Genomic DNA, 14,988 nt, shown 5'->3' on the forward strand with positions numbered 1-14,988 from the left:
AGAGACCGACTCATGAAGTACGAACCTTTTGCCAAATCGCTGATTGCGACCTCATTGGCGCTCAGCTGCCTCATGGCCCACGCCGCCTCGGTTGCCCCGGTTGCTGCCGAAAACGGCATGGTGGTCACCGCCCAGCACCTGGCCACTCACGTGGGTGTCGACGTGTTGAAAAGTGGCGGCAACGCGGTGGATGCGGCGGTCGCCGTGGGCTATGCACTGGCGGTGGTTTACCCGGCGGCGGGCAACCTCGGTGGTGGTGGTTTCATGACCATTCAACTGGCGGACGGGCGCAAGACCTTCCTCGACTTCCGCGAAAAAGCCCCGCTGGCCGCGACGGCCAACATGTACCTCGACAAGGACGGCAACGTCATTCCGGACCTGAGTACCCGTGGCCACCTCGCGGTCGGCGTTCCGGGCACTGTGTCCGGCATGGAGCTGGCGCTGAGCAAGTACGGCACCAAACCGCGCAAGGAAATGATCGCCCCGGCCATCAAACTGGCCGAAGACGGGTTCGAACTGGAGCAGGGCGACGTCGAGCTGCTGGAATACGCCACTGACGTGTTCAAGAAGGACATCAAGGATTCCGGTGCGATCTTCCTGAGCAACGGTGAGCCGATGCAAGTCGGGCAGAAGCTGGTGCAGAAGGACCTGGGCAAAACCCTGCGCACCATTTCCGAAAAAGGCGCCGACGGTTTCTATAAAGGCTGGGTGGCCGACGCCATCGTCACGTCCAGTCAGGCCAACAAGGGCATCATCACCCAGGCCGATCTCGACAAGTACAAGACCCGTGAACTGGCCCCGGTGGAGTGCGACTATCGCGGCTATCACGTTGTGTCCGCACCGCCGCCAAGCTCCGGCGGCGTCGTGATCTGCCAGATCATGAACATCCTCGAAGGCTATCCGATGAAGGATCTGGGCTTCCATTCGGCTCAGGGCATGCACTACCAGATCGAGGCAATGCGCCATGCGTACGTGGATCGCAACAGCTATCTGGGCGACCCGGATTTCGTGAAGAATCCGATCGAACACCTGCTGGACAAGAACTACGCGACCAAGCTGCGTAACGCGATCCAGCCGCAGAAGGCCGGTGTGTCGGCGGAACTCAAACCCGGCGTCGCGCCCCATGAAGGTAGCAACACCACGCACTATTCGATCGTCGACAAGTGGGGCAACGCTGTATCGGTCACCTACACCCTCAACGACTGGTTCGGCGCGGGCGTGATGGCGAGCAAGACCGGGGTGATCCTCAACGATGAAATGGACGACTTCACCTCCAAGGTCGGCGTGCCGAACATGTACGGCCTGGTGCAGGGCGAAGCCAACGCCATCGCTCCCGGCAAGGCACCGCTGTCTTCGATGAGCCCGACCATCGTCACCAAGGACGGCAAGGTGGTGATGGTGGTCGGTACGCCGGGTGGCAGTCGCATCATCACCGCGACCCTGCTGACCATGCTCAACGTCATCGACTACGGCATGGGCCTGCAGGAAGCGGTCGATGCGCCGCGCTTCCACCAGCAGTGGATGCCGGAGGAAACCAACCTCGAAGACTTCGCCGCCAGCCCCGACACGAAGAAGATTCTCGAGAGCTGGGGCCACAAGTTTGCGGGCCCGCAGGACGCCAACCACATCGCCGCGATTCTGGTCGGTGCACCGTCGTTGGGTGGCAAACCGGTCGGCAAGAACCGCTTCTACGGCGCCAACGATCCACGGCGCAACACCGGGTTGTCATTGGGTTACTGAGCAGAGTAAAAAGGGGGCGGGCACACGTCCGCCCCTGTCTCAAGGACCGATCAAGGAAGGCTCACCATGACCACCGCATTGCTGATCATCGATGTCCAGCGCGCCCTGTGCACAGGCGAATACGAGTGCCACGACGCAAAACGGGTAATCGACACCATCAACGGCCTCAGCGCCCGCGCTCGCAAGTCGGGCATTCCGGTGGTGCTGATCCAGCACAACGAAAAGGATAGCCCGTTCGCTCACGGTGCCGAAGGCTGGCAACTGGCTGACGGCCTGGTCACCGCGCCCGGCGATCTGCGCGTCGACAAGACCGCCAACGACTCGTTCTACCAGACCAATCTGCAGAAACTGATCCCCCGGGAAGACTTCGACCGCCTGGTGATCTGTGGCATGCAAACCGATTACTGCGTCAACGCCACCGTGCGCCAGGCCCATCAACTGGGCTACGACGTGGAGCTGGCGGCCGACGCCCATACGACGGTCGACAACGGCAACATGAGCGCCGAAGACATCATCGCCGAACACAACAAGGACTGGGCGCACCTGACCGGTTCCGTGGCGCGGATCGATGTGAAGCCGGCGGCCGGGATCACATTCTGATGCTTGCTTGCACAAGAGCCCGGTTGCCCGCGAGCAAGCAGTGAAAAATCCAGAGCATCGATAGCCCGGGCCCGGCATACTGCCGCCGCCTCAGGAATGGAATCTGTCGATGCTCGTTTTCAATCTCCGTCACGCTTTGCTGCTGACGTCTTTCGTATTTGCTACCGCCTCCCACGCTGCCAGTTTTGACTGTGCTGGCGCTTCCAGCCCGGTTGAAAAAGCCGTTTGTGCGGATCCGTATACCTCGAGTCTCGATGAGAAACTCGGGGCGCTCTGGCGGACAACGTTGGCGCAGGTGGCTGACCCGCAAGCGCTCAAGGCTGATCAAAGAGCATGGTTGAAGAACCGCAGCCTTTGTGGCGCTGACCCGGCGTGCTTGGCTCGTGAATATCTGATGCGCCTGACTGAGCTGAAATATGCACCCAGAACGTTCTCATGGGATGCCACCTGGCAGTTGATTCCTCACGGGGTGAACTCGGCATCCGAAGTGATCATCAAGCGTCAGGACGCCACACACGTCCGCTTTGGAATTTCAGCACAGGAGGGCGCCAACTCTGGTGAACTGGAAGGTGTTGCTGTGTTGAACGGTGATCAAGCCCGTTTCGAAGAGGGTAGTTGCACGCTTGTTTTTCGAGCGATCAATGGTGTACTGGACGTCACACAGAATGGCGATGACGTTGATTGCAGTGCCGGTATGGGTGTCTTTTACTCAGGTCGTTATGTGGCGGCTGACAAACCACTTTCGATGAATTACAACCTGTTGAGCCTTGGACTTGCTCGTACGCAGCAAGAGGATCAGGCGATGCATAAACTGCTCAACGGTGATTATCAGACGCTGGTGGACCGTACGAGTACCATGACCGTCGGCGACCCGGCGGTTGACGTGCCTGATGCAGAGGTCATCGAGATGTGGGTGCGCGGACTGGGCAATATGAACGCGGCCATTCTGATGCGTGCGGCCAGTCACCGTTTCTGGGTGCTGATGTTGGTATCTGATAAAGAGGGCCGCACGCGAGCCCGTTACTACGCCAATGTACCGGAATGGAAAAAGCGCCTGCCTGCTCAGTTCCAGGCATGGTACGAGCGGATGGAAGGCGACCGCGCACTGCCGCTGGATTTCATGCCCTGACGCTTCAAGTCGTAAACAGCACGCCGCGGATTTCCTCCGCCCGCGGCGCCGCCACCCCCTCCAATACCAACCGTGTAATCGTCTCCGCCGCCACCGCATAATCCTCATCCTGCGGCACCTCCCGTCCGGTGATGCGCCCCATCTGCCAGCCAATGTTGGTGTAGGTGCGCGTCGCCGACCAGATGAACAGCATCAGATGCTCGGGATCCACCGGCGCCAGCAGCCCGCGGTCGATCCAGCTGCGCAGGCACTCGACATTGCGCCGGGCTTCGCCGTGCAGCAGGTCGCGGCATTCGTCGGGCAACTGGCGGCCGCCGAGCAGCAACTCACCACTGAAAACCTTGGCGATTGCCGGATGCTCGCGGGCGATGCGGATGCGGGCGGCAACGTAGGCGCGCAGGCCAATCAGTGGGTCGTCGCTTTCGCGCAGCACCGCCGAGGCTTCCAGCAACGGTTCGACAAAGCCGAGCAGCACTTTGCCGTAGAGGTTTTCCTTGCTCTGGAAGTAGTAATAAAGATTGGCCTTGGGCACACCGGCGCGGGCGGCGATGTCGCGGGTCTGGGTCGCGTCGAAGCCGTTGGCGGCGAATTCTTCACTGGCGGCGGCCAGGATCAGTTGCTGGTTGCGTTCGCGGATGCTGCTCATGGACGGCATGGAGGGTCTGGCCATTTCGGGTTCGCAATATACAAAACTATATAGCGATTAAGCCAGCGAACTCGCTCCTCAGCGCTATGCTGGTTTCAATTTCAGTAACCTCAGGAAAGTGACAATGACCCTTCAGGCACTGCGCGCCACGACGATTCACCTCGACGCGGTGGCGAAGCTGTTCGACGGCTATCGCGGTTTTTATGGCCAGCCGTCAAATCTCAAGCAATCGCGGGCCTTCATCGCCGAACGCATGGCCGGCAATGAATCGGCGATTTTTCTGGTTGAGGATGAAAGCGGTGAGGCGCTTGGATTCGTCCAGCTATACCCGACGTTTTCTTCGATAGACGCCCATCGCACCTGGCTGCTCAGCGATCTGTTCACTACGCCAGCCGCCCGGGGCCGTGGAGTGGGGCGATTATTGATGAACACCGCCCGCGACTTTGCCATCGAAACCGGCGCCAAGGGCCTGGTGCTGGAAACCGCCACCGACAATTTCACAGCCCAGGGTTTGTACGAATCACTCGGTTGGATACGTGACACTGGCTATTACACCTAGCTGCTGGACTTGCGGCAGGGGTGATCCGGTCTCAGCCGACCTGAGCCAGCAACCGCTCGATCTGCGCCAGCTCCCAGGTGCTGAGCAGGCTGACCGGGTCGGTGCCGAAACGCTGAGTCGTGTCGAGTCGCCACACCCGATCTTCCGGGCAGCGGCATTGCAGGCAGTGGTGCAGGCGCTGACCGTCAAAGTCGAGCAACAGCTGCCAGCCGTCGATCTCGACCGAGATCTGGCCGGGCCCGGATTCCTGCGCAATACGCTGTAGCGCGCAAACCTCCAACGCCGCATCGCGCAAGCGCTGGCAGACTTCGCGAGTGGATAGCGGTGACATGTTCAAACCCGTTGATCGATGAAGCGCGCAAGCATAGAGCGCCAACCCGTTCCTGTCAGCGATTGCTAGCCCACGCCGGTGCATTTGCGTAACATCCTCAACCCTCTTTTTCCGCGGCGCTCTTTTGCGCCAATGCATGCGGCCGCGCCTGTCGGCCGCTCTGTCAGGTAAGCCATGAAACCGATTCGTCTGCGCGCTGATGTCCTGGCCGGACTCACCACCTCGTTTGCCCTGTTGCCCGAATGCATTGCGTTTGCGCTGGTGGCCCACCTCAATCCGCTGATGGGCCTGTACGGCGCCTTCATCATTTGCACGCTGACCGCGCTGTTCGGTGGCCGGCCGGGCATGGTGTCCGGAGCGGCCGGTTCGATGGCGGTGGTGATCGTCGCGTTGGTGGTGCAACACGGTGTGCAATATCTGTTAGCGACGGTGTTGCTCGGTGGCTTGATCATGATGGCGTTCGGGCTGCTGCGGCTGGGCAAACTGGTGCGCATGGTGCCGCACCCGGTGATGCTCGGGTTCGTCAACGGTCTGGCGATCATCATCGCGCTGGCGCAACTGGAGCATTTCAAGAGCGGTGAACAGTGGCTCAGCGGCACGCCGTTGTACCTGATGACCGGGCTGGTGCTGCTGACCATGGCCATCGTCTACATCCTGCCGCGCCTGACCCGCGCCGTGCCGCCGGCACTGGTGGCGATCCTCGGCGTCGGTTTGCTGGTTTACCTGCTCGGCCTGCCGACCCGCACCCTCGGCGACATGGCGCACATCGCCGGCGGCTTGCCGACCTTCGCGCTGCCGGACATCCCGTGGACGCTGGACACCCTGCGCATCATCGCGCCCTACGCGATTCTGATGGCGCTGGTCGGCCTGCTGGAAACCCTGCTGACCCTCAACCTCACCGACGAAATCACCGAAACCCGTGGCTATCCGGATCGCGAATGCGTGGCGTTGGGTGCGGCAAACGTAGTCTCCGGTGCCTTCGGCGGCATGGGCGGTTGCGCGATGATCGGTCAGACCGTGATCAACCTCAGTTCCGGCGGGCGCGGGCGTTTGTCCGGGGTGGTGGCCGGGGTTTTGATTCTGCTGTTCATTCTGTTTCTGTCGCCGCTGATCGAGCGGATTCCGCTGGCGGCGCTGGTGGGCGTGATGTTCGTGGTGTCGCAGCAGACGTTTGCCTGGGCCTCGTTGCGGGTGCTGAACAAAGTGCCGCTCAACGATGTGCTGGTGATCATCGCGGTAACCACCATCACGGTGTTCACCGATCTGGCCACGGCAGTGCTGTGCGGGATCATTATCGCGGCGCTGAATTTTGCCTGGCAGCAAGCGCGCGAGCTGTACGCCGATGAACATCTGGAAGCGGACGGCAGCAAACTGTATCGCCTGCACGGTACGCTGTTCTTTGCCTCGACCACGCCGTTCCTCAATCAGTTCGACCCGGCCAGTGACCCGCAACGGGTGACGCTGGATTGCCGGCACCTGAGCTTTGTCGATTACTCGGCCATCGCCGCGCTGAAAACCCTGCGCGAACGCTATGCCAAGGCGGGCAAGCAGTTGCAGGTGTTTCACCTGTCCGAGCGCTGCAAGAAGTTGCTGAAACGCGCCGGGGTCGATCACGACTGAGATCGACCCCGGTCACTGGTCAGGCATCGATGGCGGGGAAGTCGATATCGGTCAGCGCCACGTTGTTCAGGTAGTTGGTGAGGGTTTGCGCGGCGACGACGGCGATCACTTCGATGATCTTCTTGTCGTCGATGCCGGCAGCGCGGGCGGCGGCAATCTGCTCATCGTTCAGATGACCACGGGTTTCGGTCAGTTGATGGGCGAGGGTGGCAAAAGCATTCAACCGACCGTGACGCGCTTCGATGATTTCTTCTGCTGCCAGCCCGGCCTTGCTGGCGAACAGGGTGTGCGCCGCCAGGCAATAGTCGCAACCGTTGACTTGCGAGGTGGCCAGATACACCGCCTCTTTTTCCTTGGCGCTCAGTGAGGTCTTGCCCAGAGTGGCGGAGATTTGCACGTAGGCATCCAGCGCGACAGGTGCGACGGCGAGGGTCTTGAACAGGTTGGGCAGGAAGCCGATTTTTTTCTGCACGCCTTCGAGTGTCGGGCGAGTGGCGTCGGTGGCGGTTTCGAGGCTGAGAGGGGCGATGCGGCTCATGGTGATTCTCCGAAATTCCGGTGCGAAGTGCGCCGGGGATGGAGTGAATGCTACGGAGCGCGGCTGGTACTTTGGGTGCAAATCGTCGAGGATATGCGACAGATCGTCCAAACCTGTCCTTGCGAGAATCAGTCATGGATCGCCTTTCCACGCTGCTCAGCCACTTCGGCGTCAATGCCGGCACCTTTCACAGCGGCACGTTCTGCGGGGTGAGCGCCTACGGCGGCGATCAGGTGTGCGGGCATGTGCACCTGTTGCAGGCGGGGGAGCTGTTGCTCAAACCCGGGAGTGATCCTGAAATTTCGCTCAACGAACCGACCCTGATCTTTTTCCCCCGTCCCATGGCCCATCGCTTGTTCGCCGATGAAGGCATGGGCACGCAACTGGTGTGCGCTTCGCTGACCTTCGACGGCGGTGCGGGCAATGCTTTGGCGGAAGCGCTGCCGGATTATCTGGTGCTGAAACTCGCCGACCTCCCGGAAATGGCCAACACCCTGGAGTGGCTGTTCAAAGAAGCTTTCGACGGACACTGCGGGCGCGAAGCGGTGATGGACCGATTGTTCGAATTGCTGGTGATTCTGTTGTTGCGCCATTTAATCAGCAGTCGCAACCAGCAGCCGGGCATGATGGCCGGGCTGGCCGATCCGAAGATTTCCCGAGCCTTGAACCTGATGCACGACCAGCCGGCCAAGGCCTGGAGCGTCGCCGAGCTGGCGAGTGCCGCCAATCTGTCCCGCGCCGGTTTCGCCGAACACTTCCGGCGGGTGGTGGGGCAGACGCCGGTGGATTATCTGGTGAGCTGGCGGATCAGCCTCGCGCAGAAACGCCTGCGTGAGGGACGGCCGATTGCGTTGATCGCCGAAGAGGTCGGTTATGAAAGTCCGTCGGCGCTGGCCCGGGCGTTTCGGCGCAAGACCGGACTCAGCCCGCGAGAATGGAAATCCGGCGCGAGCTGAAAACTATTTGGCGAATTTCTTCGCCCCGGCCACGCACAGGATCACCCCCAGCGTCACCACCAGCATGCTCACGCTGACATGTTCATGCAGCAAGGTCGCGGCCAGTGCCAGGCCGAAAAACGGCTGCAGCAATTGCAGCTGCCCGACCGCCGCAATCCCGCCCTGAGCCAGCCCGCGATACCAGAACACAAAACCGATCAGCATGCTGAACAGCGAAACGTACGCGAGGCAAACCCACGCCGACACGCTGATACCGCTGAACGAGGCGGGCGCCAGCCATACGCTCAGCACGGCCATCACCGGCAACGACAGTACCAGCGCCCAACAGATCACCTGCCAGCCGCCGAGGGTGCGCGACAGTTTTGCGCCTTCGGCGTAACCGAGGCCGCAGGCGAGGATCGCTGCCAGCATCAGCAGATCACCGGTGGGCGAGGCGGTCAGGCCTTGTGAGATAGCAAAACCGACCACCAGCGAACTGCCCAGCACCGAAAAAATCCAGAACACCGGACGCGGCCGCTCACCGCCGCGCAGCACGCCGAAAATCGCCGTCGCCAGCGGCAGCAGTCCTACAAACACAATGGAATGCGCCGACGTCACGTATTGCAGCGCCAGGGCCGTTAACAACGGGAAACCCACAACCACGCCCAGCGCGACGATCAGCAACGACAACCACTGATCCCGCGCCGGACGCCGTTCGCGAAACAGCCACAACAGGCACAACGCCAGGGCGCCGGCGATGGTCGCGCGGATGACGGTGAGAAACACCGGGTCGAATTCCAGCACCGCCAGCCGCGTGGCAGGCAGCGAGCCGCTGAAGATCACGACGCCGATAAAGCCATTGATCCAGCCGCTGGTTTTTTCCAGGGCCGGGGTGCCGAGTTGGGTGGTTCGTTCCATACGCATTGCGCTCAGTGGTGGGTTGCGTTGAAACAATCCTAGGGACGAGAATCAGCACAATCAAAGAATTGTCATGGATACAGCCCGACATGCCGCGCTCCCGTTACAAGACCCTCGTCGACACCTATGCCGCCGACATTCGCTCCGGTCGCCTTTTGCCCGGCACTCGCTTACCGACTCACCGGCAACTGGCAGCGAACGAAGGGCTGGCGCTGGTCACCGCCTCGCGCGTATACGCCGAGCTTGAGGCCATGGGCCTGGTCAGCGGCGAAGCCGGGCGCGGCACGTTTGTGCGGGAAACGTCGTTGTTGCCGGGGCAGGGGATTGACCAGAAGGACGTCGCGGTCGGCATGATCGATCTGAACTTCAACTACCCGTCATTGCCGGGGCAGGCCGAGCTGCTGCGCACCGCGTTGCGGCAACTGGCGCTGTCCGGCGACCTCGAGGCGCTGCTGCGCTATCAGCCCCACGCCGGTCGCCAGCATGAACGGGCCTCGGTGGCGCGGCACCTGCAAACACGGGGTTTGAGTGTCGACGCCGAGCAGGTGTTGATCGTCAACGGCGCCCAGCAAGGGCTGGCGGTAACGCTGATGGCGCTGCTCAAACCCGGTGATGTGATCGCCGCCGACGCCTTGACCTACTCCGGATTCAAAGTACTGGCCGAAGCGCTGCACCTGGAAGTGGTGGCGATTCCCGTCAATGAGCAGGGCCCCGATCTGGCGGCCCTCGACAAACTCTGCCGCCAACGACCGGTGCGTGCCGTGTACAGCATGCCGACCCTGCACAATCCATTGGGCTGGGTAATGCCTCTGGCACAGCGCGAGGATTTGATCGCGATTGCCCGCCGGCATGATCTGACGATCATCGAAGACGCGGCCTACGCCTTTCTGGTCGATAACCCGCCGCCCCCGTTGGCCGATCTCGCGCCGGAACGCACGGTCTACGTGTCGGGCCTGTCGAAAAACATCGCCACCGGCCTGCGTGTCGGCTTCATTGCCGCGCCGGTCGAGCAGGTGGCGGCGCTGGAGCGGATCATCCGCGCCACCACCTGGAACACCCCCGGCGTGATGACCGCCATCGCCTGCGGCTGGCTCGACGACGGCACCGTCACCTTCCTCGAAGCACAAAAGCGCAGCGACGCCCAAGCCCGGCAAGCACTGGCTGCTCAGATCCTCGAAGGTCTCCCGACCGTCAGCCATCCCTCTTCGTATTTCCTTTGGTTGCCGCTGCCGGAAGATGTGCGGGCCGACCACATCGTGGTCGAGTTGATGCACGAGCAGGTTTCCGTCACCACCGCAGAACCCTTCACCGTGTCCACCCATGTGCCGCACGCGATTCGCCTGGCGCTGGGATCGGTGGACATGCTTGTCCTGCGTCAAGCCTTGCTCAAAGTTCGTCAGGTCGTGGGCGCCTACCTGTAGCGCAACTTGCCGCGCACGATTACCCTTGGCGCCGCCGAAGATCTGGAATTCCCCGATGAAAAACGCTGCATTAACGCTCGCCCTGATCCTCAACGCAGGCCTGCTCAGCACGCCAGCACTGGCTGCCGGTGACGCCGAGGCCGGCGCCAAAATCTTCCCGCGCCTGTGCGGCGGCTGCCACCAGGTCGGCGAATCCGCCCGCCCGGGTTTCGGCCCGGAACTCAACGGCATCATCGGCCGCCCGGCGGGGACGTCGGCGAATTACGTGTATTCCGACGCGATGAAAAACTCCGGCCTGACCTGGGATCGTGAAACGCTGACGAACTATCTGAAGGATCCGAAGGGCGTGGTGCCGGGGACGCGGATGATCTTTTGGGGGCTGAGTGATGAAGAGAAGATCGATAATTTGTTGGCGTATCTTCAGACGTTTTCTCAGCAATGAAGCGTCTGTGCGGGAGCTGCGCAATGCAGTTCCCGTTCACTGTGAAGAACTGCCAGCAGCGATTGCCCGGTTGATTACTCGGTTCTGGACCCGGTTGAAGACCAACACCTGATTCAATCGCGGGTCAGCCGAGTCCGTTAACTTCGGTGAGTGACGTCTGGCAGGCTACGCGATTACGACCCTCGGCTTTCGCCTGATACAACTGTTGATCAGCACGTTTGAGCAGTGCTGTCGGAGCGTTGTCGGCCGGGTCGGCCAGGCCGACACCGATGCTGACCGTCACCGCGCCGACCGCTGGAAAGGTCGCTGCGGCAATCGCTGATCGAATCTTTTCGGCGACGATATCGGGCGTATCGGGCTTGGCGATTTCCGGCAGCAGCACCGCAAATTCTTCGCCTCCGTAACGGGCGACAAAATCCGTGCTCCGGATGCTGATCTGGATCAGCTGCGCCAATTGCTGCAGTACGTCGTCGCCGGCTGCATGGCCGTGAGTGTCGTTGATGTGCTTGAAGTGATCGGCATCAATCAGAAGCAATGCAAACGGCCGCCCGGTACGACGAAACAACAGGCTGTATTCTGTGAGTTTTTCGTCGAAGCGGCGGCGGTTGTAGACACCGGTCAAGCCATCGTGAGTAGCGAGGTTCAGCAGCTCGGCGTTGGCCAGGGTCAGGGCCGCCGTGCGTTGGGCGACGGTGGCTTCGAGCGATGCGTTGGTCTCCTGCAGCTCACGTTCCTTGGCGAGCAGCGACTGAGTCATGGCATCGATCGACTGGCCGAGCTGGGCAATTTCCCGCACGGGATGCTGGAGAGGGAAGTGGGCCCCCGGTTGGTTGTTCTGCACTTTTTGGGCAGAACGCGCGAGTTGCTCGATGGGACGACTCAGGTACAGCGCCAGGTAATACGCCACGAGTCCGAATGCCACGGCGGCGAAAACCCCCAGCAACAGCAATTTATAAAACAGCAGTCGCGCCGGTTGCAGCGCAGTGTCCAGTGGTTGACGCACGGCAATCGACCACGACAGCGCAGTGCCTGTAGGCGTCGGCACAGTCACCTCGCTGGTCAGGTAGCCGTTGCCGACGACCCAGCCTGGTGACTTCGGATCCTTGGCCAGCATTTGTTGGCCAACCAGCGCTTCCGGGTACAGCACCTTGCCGTCGTGATCGATGATCAGCGCTTCTATATCCGGCTCCGCGCCCTTGTGCGACATCGCTGCCGATTCGACGATGTGCGTGACCCAGCTCCAGTGCGCATGGGCGCCGAGCACACCGATCACCTGGCCATCGGCGTTGCGGATGGGCGCGGCGAAGTCGATGAAGCGCAGTGGCTCGCCGTTGGGCAGACCTGGCAACAGTTTCGCCAACAAAACGGCTTCGTGCGGATCGCCGGTGTATTCCCCGCGCAGACCGGCCTGAAACCATGGGCGCTGCAGCACGACCTGACCTACCAGCAAACCGTTGACTGCCTGATGCACACGCCCCTGAGCATCGGTCACCCCCATCCACGCATATTCGGAGCGGGCTTCGGTGCGCAGCTGCATCGATTTGAGAATTGCCGGATTGTCCAGATCGCCGCGTTCCAGATGCGGCGCCCGGCTGAGCAGATAGACCTCCAGTTGCCGCTCGCGCAACTGCTCGCCCAGCAGCGTCGCCGCCGACCGCGCGGTACTCAGCAGCGCATTGCCGCTGGCGCGTTTCATTTGTTCAGTGGCGATATCACCGACGTAAAAGCCCACGCTCAATAGCGTCAGCAGAGACAAACCGGCAAACCAAAGGGTCAGGTGGCTGCGCAGACTGGCTTTGAGCATGGAGAAATGTCTGTTTTTATTGAAGTGGCGCCATGGTATGCGACATCGCGGACGGGCTGCCAGCAAGGCGTTTAATGAAAGTCTGCCGAGGCCGATGTCAATGAGCCACTGCGTTCGGTAAAGTGTGCGCCGCCCGAGAGACGGATCCCGGGCGTTTTCCCATGGAGTCTTGAAGTGAAATACCTCAGCAAAGTCGTCGCCGCCGCCCTGATCGGTGCGGTTCTGGCAGGTTGCACCGGCACCCCGATGAACACCAGACAATACGACAGCAGCCAATACACCGTGATTGGCCACAGCGAAGCCACTGCCACCGGCCTGATGCTGTTCGGCGTGATCCCGATCCGGCAGAACAGCCGTTTCGTCCGTGCGCAAGAGGCCGCCATCCAGGCCAAGGGCGGCGATGCCATGATCAACACTCAGATTCAGGAAAACTGGTTCTGGGCATGGGTCCTGAGCGGCTACACCACCAAGGTCTCCGGTGACGTGGTCAAACTGAAAACCGTGCAATAAGCACCGGTTGGACGTGAAAAAGCCCGGCTGATCAGGCCGGGCTTTTTGTGAGCGTTACGATGTGAACACGCTCTTGTCATGAGAAAAAAGGGAATAGGGCAGGTATGGAAGCGCAAGAGTTATATTCTTTTTTACGTGATCCTCGGTTGCTCAAGTTAATTGAGTTGAACAAGATTACCGACGATATGTTTGAAGTTTTGAAGCTGTATGAAAATCAGAACTCCCGAATGTTGGAGTGGTGCATGACTCCGAATGAGGGGCATTCGCAGGGTGATGCGGTGATTAAAGATTTTCTTGAAGCTGCTCATGCCGCCAGTGATGATTGCATTCGGGATAATAAGAAGTTCTTTGCAAAGTGGACGCCCGGAAAGATACGCACAACCAGTTTTGGTGCTGCTTTTTTAACTCGTGAACTTCATATAAAGACGAACGGTGGGGCCGATAGTGGCAGGCTTGACCTGTTTCTTTTGGATCCGCTAAATAAGATATTGATAACCATTGAAAATAAAGTTAAATCTTCTTTGACCTCGGTACAGCTTGATAAATACGTGCAGGCTGTGAAGGGGGAGTTAGGAAAAAATAAAACATTTGCTGGCTATGATTTTGCTTTCGTCGTGTTGGATAAAGATCTGGATGCATATTCTGAAGCACACTTGGCTAGTCTAGGCAATCGGTGGGCACTCTTAGATTATCAATGGCTGGAAGCTTCTGCCAATAGGGCTAGGTTTCAGGTGGATCGGGGAAATGCATCGGCGCAGTTGTTGGCATCTTATTGTCAAAGTGTAACGAAGTGGGAAAGCCCGGTAAATACGGAGATTTCGGAACTGTCTTCAGATATTGTATTGGCTCATCCTAGTGTTATCGGTGCATTAAGGGAGTTGAAAGGACATTCCATTACACGTTGGGTAGCAAATTCCTTAGATGGAGTGCTTGGTGAACTAATCTTGTTTCGTGCGCAAAATAGAACGGTTTGTGAACGATTACTCAATATTCGTGGCGTAGCCAGTATGCTGCCAAGCATCATCAAAGCTATCCCTTCGCTGACGCCGGATTGTATCGAAGAGGGTAGTTACTGGATTTGTCTTATGCCGCCAAAATTTCAGTCGGTAATGAGCGGTGGAAGCTGGGCGGTTTTTCTTGAACTCTACCGCGTGACAAAAGCTTCTACAAAGTCTGCGCCGGTATTTAATGTGCGTTTGGTCTGGCGTCGGAGCGAGTTTGATAGTTCAAAATGTAGTGAGTTGGAACTGCGAACAATCTTTGATAAGGATTTTCCTGGTTTGAAGAAGTTTGCTTCTTCAGACACACGGAGAGTTTTGATTGCTAAGCATGTATCCTCTGTTGAGTCGATAAAGCACCTCGTGAGGTCGATAGAGATTTTAGAGAAGGGTATTGATCAATATCGTATGTGAGTCATAGGCACAGCCGTTGTAGCGAAACATAAAGCCCGGCTGATCAGGCCGGGCTTTATGTTTGTACAGCGGTGGAACACTTGACTCATGCGACGCGGCGTTCGATCAGACGATCAGCGCCACCTTCAGCCACGCGACGTTCGATCAAACGATCAGCGCCACCTTCAGCCACGCGACGTTCGATCAAACGATCAGCACCACCTTCAGCCACACGACGTTCGATTAAACGATCCGAACCACCCTCGGCCAAACGACTTTCAATCAACCGATCCGAACCGCCTTCGGCGATCATGGTGTGGGCGGGTTTGGCTGCAAAAGCGTTGACTGCAAGAACCGAGAAAGCGATGCCGAGAAGGATTTGGCGTTTCATGATCGTGTGCTCC

At 59.7% G+C, this 14,988-nt stretch carries 15 protein-coding genes and 1 pseudogene; 10 read left to right on the top strand and 6 right to left on the bottom strand.

Annotation, left to right across the window (positions count from 1 at the left end):
* Positions 1-12 precede the first annotated feature (12 nt).
* From ggt to EIY71_RS27205, 3 genes are all read left to right on the top strand, one after another.
* On the top strand, positions 13-1,740 hold the full coding sequence (ggt, locus tag EIY71_RS27195; protein WP_085746000.1) for a gamma-glutamyltransferase: 1,728 nt from the start codon (positions 13-15) through the stop codon (positions 1,738-1,740).
* Between the two features lie 66 nt (positions 1,741-1,806).
* A complete protein-coding gene (locus EIY71_RS27200; RefSeq protein WP_085746001.1) occupies positions 1,807-2,340 on the top strand; it encodes a cysteine hydrolase family protein in 534 nt (177 codons plus the stop codon).
* Between the two features lie 109 nt (positions 2,341-2,449).
* Entirely contained in the window at positions 2,450-3,469 is a 1,020-nt protein-coding gene (locus tag EIY71_RS27205; RefSeq protein ID WP_134023811.1) for a lysozyme inhibitor LprI family protein, read from the top strand.
* Between the two features lie 4 nt (positions 3,470-3,473).
* Here the strand turns inward: EIY71_RS27205 and EIY71_RS27210 are convergent, their stop codons facing one another.
* Positions 3,474-4,115 carry a TetR/AcrR family transcriptional regulator gene (locus EIY71_RS27210; protein ID WP_134023816.1) on the bottom strand — a complete coding sequence of 214 codons (642 nt, stop codon included), beginning with the start codon at positions 4,113-4,115 and terminating at the stop codon, positions 3,474-3,476.
* A gap of 124 nt (positions 4,116-4,239) precedes the next feature.
* Between EIY71_RS27210 and EIY71_RS27215 the strand changes: the two genes are divergently transcribed.
* Positions 4,240-4,674: a GNAT family N-acetyltransferase gene (locus tag EIY71_RS27215; protein WP_134023812.1), complete on the top strand. Its 435-nt coding sequence runs from the start codon at positions 4,240-4,242 to the stop codon at positions 4,672-4,674.
* A 31-nt stretch (positions 4,675-4,705) separates the two neighbouring features.
* Here the strand turns inward: EIY71_RS27215 and EIY71_RS27220 are convergent, their stop codons facing one another.
* A complete protein-coding gene (locus EIY71_RS27220; protein WP_085746267.1) occupies positions 4,706-5,005 on the bottom strand; it encodes a hypothetical protein in 300 nt (99 codons plus the stop codon).
* 174 nt (positions 5,006-5,179) lie between these two features.
* Between EIY71_RS27220 and EIY71_RS27225 the strand changes: the two genes are divergently transcribed.
* Positions 5,180-6,625: a SulP family inorganic anion transporter gene (locus EIY71_RS27225; RefSeq protein WP_085613247.1), complete on the top strand. Its 1,446-nt coding sequence runs from the start codon at positions 5,180-5,182 to the stop codon at positions 6,623-6,625.
* Positions 6,626-6,644: 19 nt separating this feature from the next.
* Here the strand turns inward: EIY71_RS27225 and EIY71_RS27230 are convergent, their stop codons facing one another.
* On the bottom strand, positions 6,645-7,163 hold the full coding sequence (locus tag EIY71_RS27230) for a carboxymuconolactone decarboxylase family protein (protein ID WP_085746004.1): 519 nt from the start codon (positions 7,161-7,163) through the stop codon (positions 6,645-6,647).
* Positions 7,164-7,297: 134 nt separating this feature from the next.
* Here EIY71_RS27230 and EIY71_RS27235 point away from each other — a divergent pair, with 134 nt between their 5' ends.
* A complete protein-coding gene (locus tag EIY71_RS27235) occupies positions 7,298-8,119 on the top strand; it encodes an AraC family transcriptional regulator (RefSeq protein WP_085746005.1) in 822 nt (273 codons plus the stop codon).
* A 3-nt stretch (positions 8,120-8,122) separates the two neighbouring features.
* Here the strand turns inward: EIY71_RS27235 and EIY71_RS27240 are convergent, their stop codons facing one another.
* On the bottom strand, positions 8,123-9,016 hold the full coding sequence (locus EIY71_RS27240; protein ID WP_085746006.1) for a DMT family transporter: 894 nt from the start codon (positions 9,014-9,016) through the stop codon (positions 8,123-8,125).
* An 89-nt stretch (positions 9,017-9,105) separates the two neighbouring features.
* Between EIY71_RS27240 and EIY71_RS27245 the strand changes: the two genes are divergently transcribed.
* Together EIY71_RS27245 and EIY71_RS27250 are read left to right on the top strand one after the other, a co-directional pair.
* Positions 9,106-10,437, top strand: a complete 1,332-nt coding sequence (locus tag EIY71_RS27245; RefSeq protein WP_085746007.1) for a PLP-dependent aminotransferase family protein — start codon at positions 9,106-9,108, stop codon at positions 10,435-10,437.
* Between the two features lie 55 nt (positions 10,438-10,492).
* Positions 10,493-10,879 carry a c-type cytochrome gene (locus EIY71_RS27250; protein ID WP_129972733.1) on the top strand — a complete coding sequence of 129 codons (387 nt, stop codon included), beginning with the start codon at positions 10,493-10,495 and terminating at the stop codon, positions 10,877-10,879.
* Between the two features lie 124 nt (positions 10,880-11,003).
* On the opposite strand, the gene EIY71_RS27255 is transcribed toward EIY71_RS27250, so the two are convergent.
* A complete protein-coding gene (locus tag EIY71_RS27255) occupies positions 11,004-12,683 on the bottom strand; it encodes a diguanylate cyclase (RefSeq protein ID WP_085746009.1) in 1,680 nt (559 codons plus the stop codon).
* Between the two features lie 174 nt (positions 12,684-12,857).
* Between EIY71_RS27255 and EIY71_RS27260 the strand changes: the two genes are divergently transcribed.
* Both EIY71_RS27260 and EIY71_RS27265 read left to right on the top strand, forming a co-directional pair.
* Positions 12,858-13,193, top strand: coding sequence for a hypothetical protein (locus tag EIY71_RS27260; RefSeq protein ID WP_085746010.1), 336 nt, complete (start codon positions 12,858-12,860; stop codon positions 13,191-13,193).
* Between the two features lie 104 nt (positions 13,194-13,297).
* Entirely contained in the window at positions 13,298-14,605 is a 1,308-nt protein-coding gene (locus EIY71_RS27265; RefSeq protein WP_085746011.1) for a PD-(D/E)XK nuclease family protein, read from the top strand.
* Positions 14,606-14,693: 88 nt separating this feature from the next.
* On the opposite strand, the pseudogene EIY71_RS27270 reads toward EIY71_RS27265, so the two are convergent.
* Positions 14,694-14,975: pseudogene (locus EIY71_RS27270) on the bottom strand (hypothetical protein); the annotation flags it as partial.
* Positions 14,976-14,988 lie beyond the last annotated feature (13 nt).

This window comes from Pseudomonas sp. CH235, assembly GCF_004368175.1.
Classification (GTDB): domain Bacteria; phylum Pseudomonadota; class Gammaproteobacteria; order Pseudomonadales; family Pseudomonadaceae; genus Aquipseudomonas; species Aquipseudomonas paraglycinae.

Bases quoted from the DNA above. Each gene is read 5' to 3' on its own strand.
- ggt (WP_085746000.1), top strand. From the start codon at position 13: ATGAAGTACGAACCTTTTGCCAAATCGCTGATTGCGACCTCATTGGCG.
- EIY71_RS27200 (WP_085746001.1), top strand. From the start codon at position 1,807: ATGACCACCGCATTGCTGATCATCGATGTCCAGCGCGCCCTGTGCACA.
- EIY71_RS27205 (WP_134023811.1), top strand. From the start codon at position 2,450: ATGCTCGTTTTCAATCTCCGTCACGCTTTGCTGCTGACGTCTTTCGTA.
- EIY71_RS27210 (WP_134023816.1), bottom strand. From the start codon at position 4,115: ATGAGCAGCATCCGCGAACGCAACCAGCAACTGATCCTGGCCGCCGCC.
- EIY71_RS27215 (WP_134023812.1), top strand. From the start codon at position 4,240: ATGACCCTTCAGGCACTGCGCGCCACGACGATTCACCTCGACGCGGTG.
- EIY71_RS27220 (WP_085746267.1), bottom strand. From the start codon at position 5,005: ATGTCACCGCTATCCACTCGCGAAGTCTGCCAGCGCTTGCGCGATGCG.
- EIY71_RS27225 (WP_085613247.1), top strand. From the start codon at position 5,180: ATGAAACCGATTCGTCTGCGCGCTGATGTCCTGGCCGGACTCACCACC.
- EIY71_RS27230 (WP_085746004.1), bottom strand. From the start codon at position 7,163: ATGAGCCGCATCGCCCCTCTCAGCCTCGAAACCGCCACCGACGCCACT.
- EIY71_RS27235 (WP_085746005.1), top strand. From the start codon at position 7,298: ATGGATCGCCTTTCCACGCTGCTCAGCCACTTCGGCGTCAATGCCGGC.
- EIY71_RS27240 (WP_085746006.1), bottom strand. From the start codon at position 9,016: ATGGAACGAACCACCCAACTCGGCACCCCGGCCCTGGAAAAAACCAGC.
- EIY71_RS27245 (WP_085746007.1), top strand. From the start codon at position 9,106: ATGCCGCGCTCCCGTTACAAGACCCTCGTCGACACCTATGCCGCCGAC.
- EIY71_RS27250 (WP_129972733.1), top strand. From the start codon at position 10,493: ATGAAAAACGCTGCATTAACGCTCGCCCTGATCCTCAACGCAGGCCTG.
- EIY71_RS27255 (WP_085746009.1), bottom strand. From the start codon at position 12,683: ATGCTCAAAGCCAGTCTGCGCAGCCACCTGACCCTTTGGTTTGCCGGT.
- EIY71_RS27265 (WP_085746011.1), top strand. From the start codon at position 13,298: ATGGAAGCGCAAGAGTTATATTCTTTTTTACGTGATCCTCGGTTGCTC.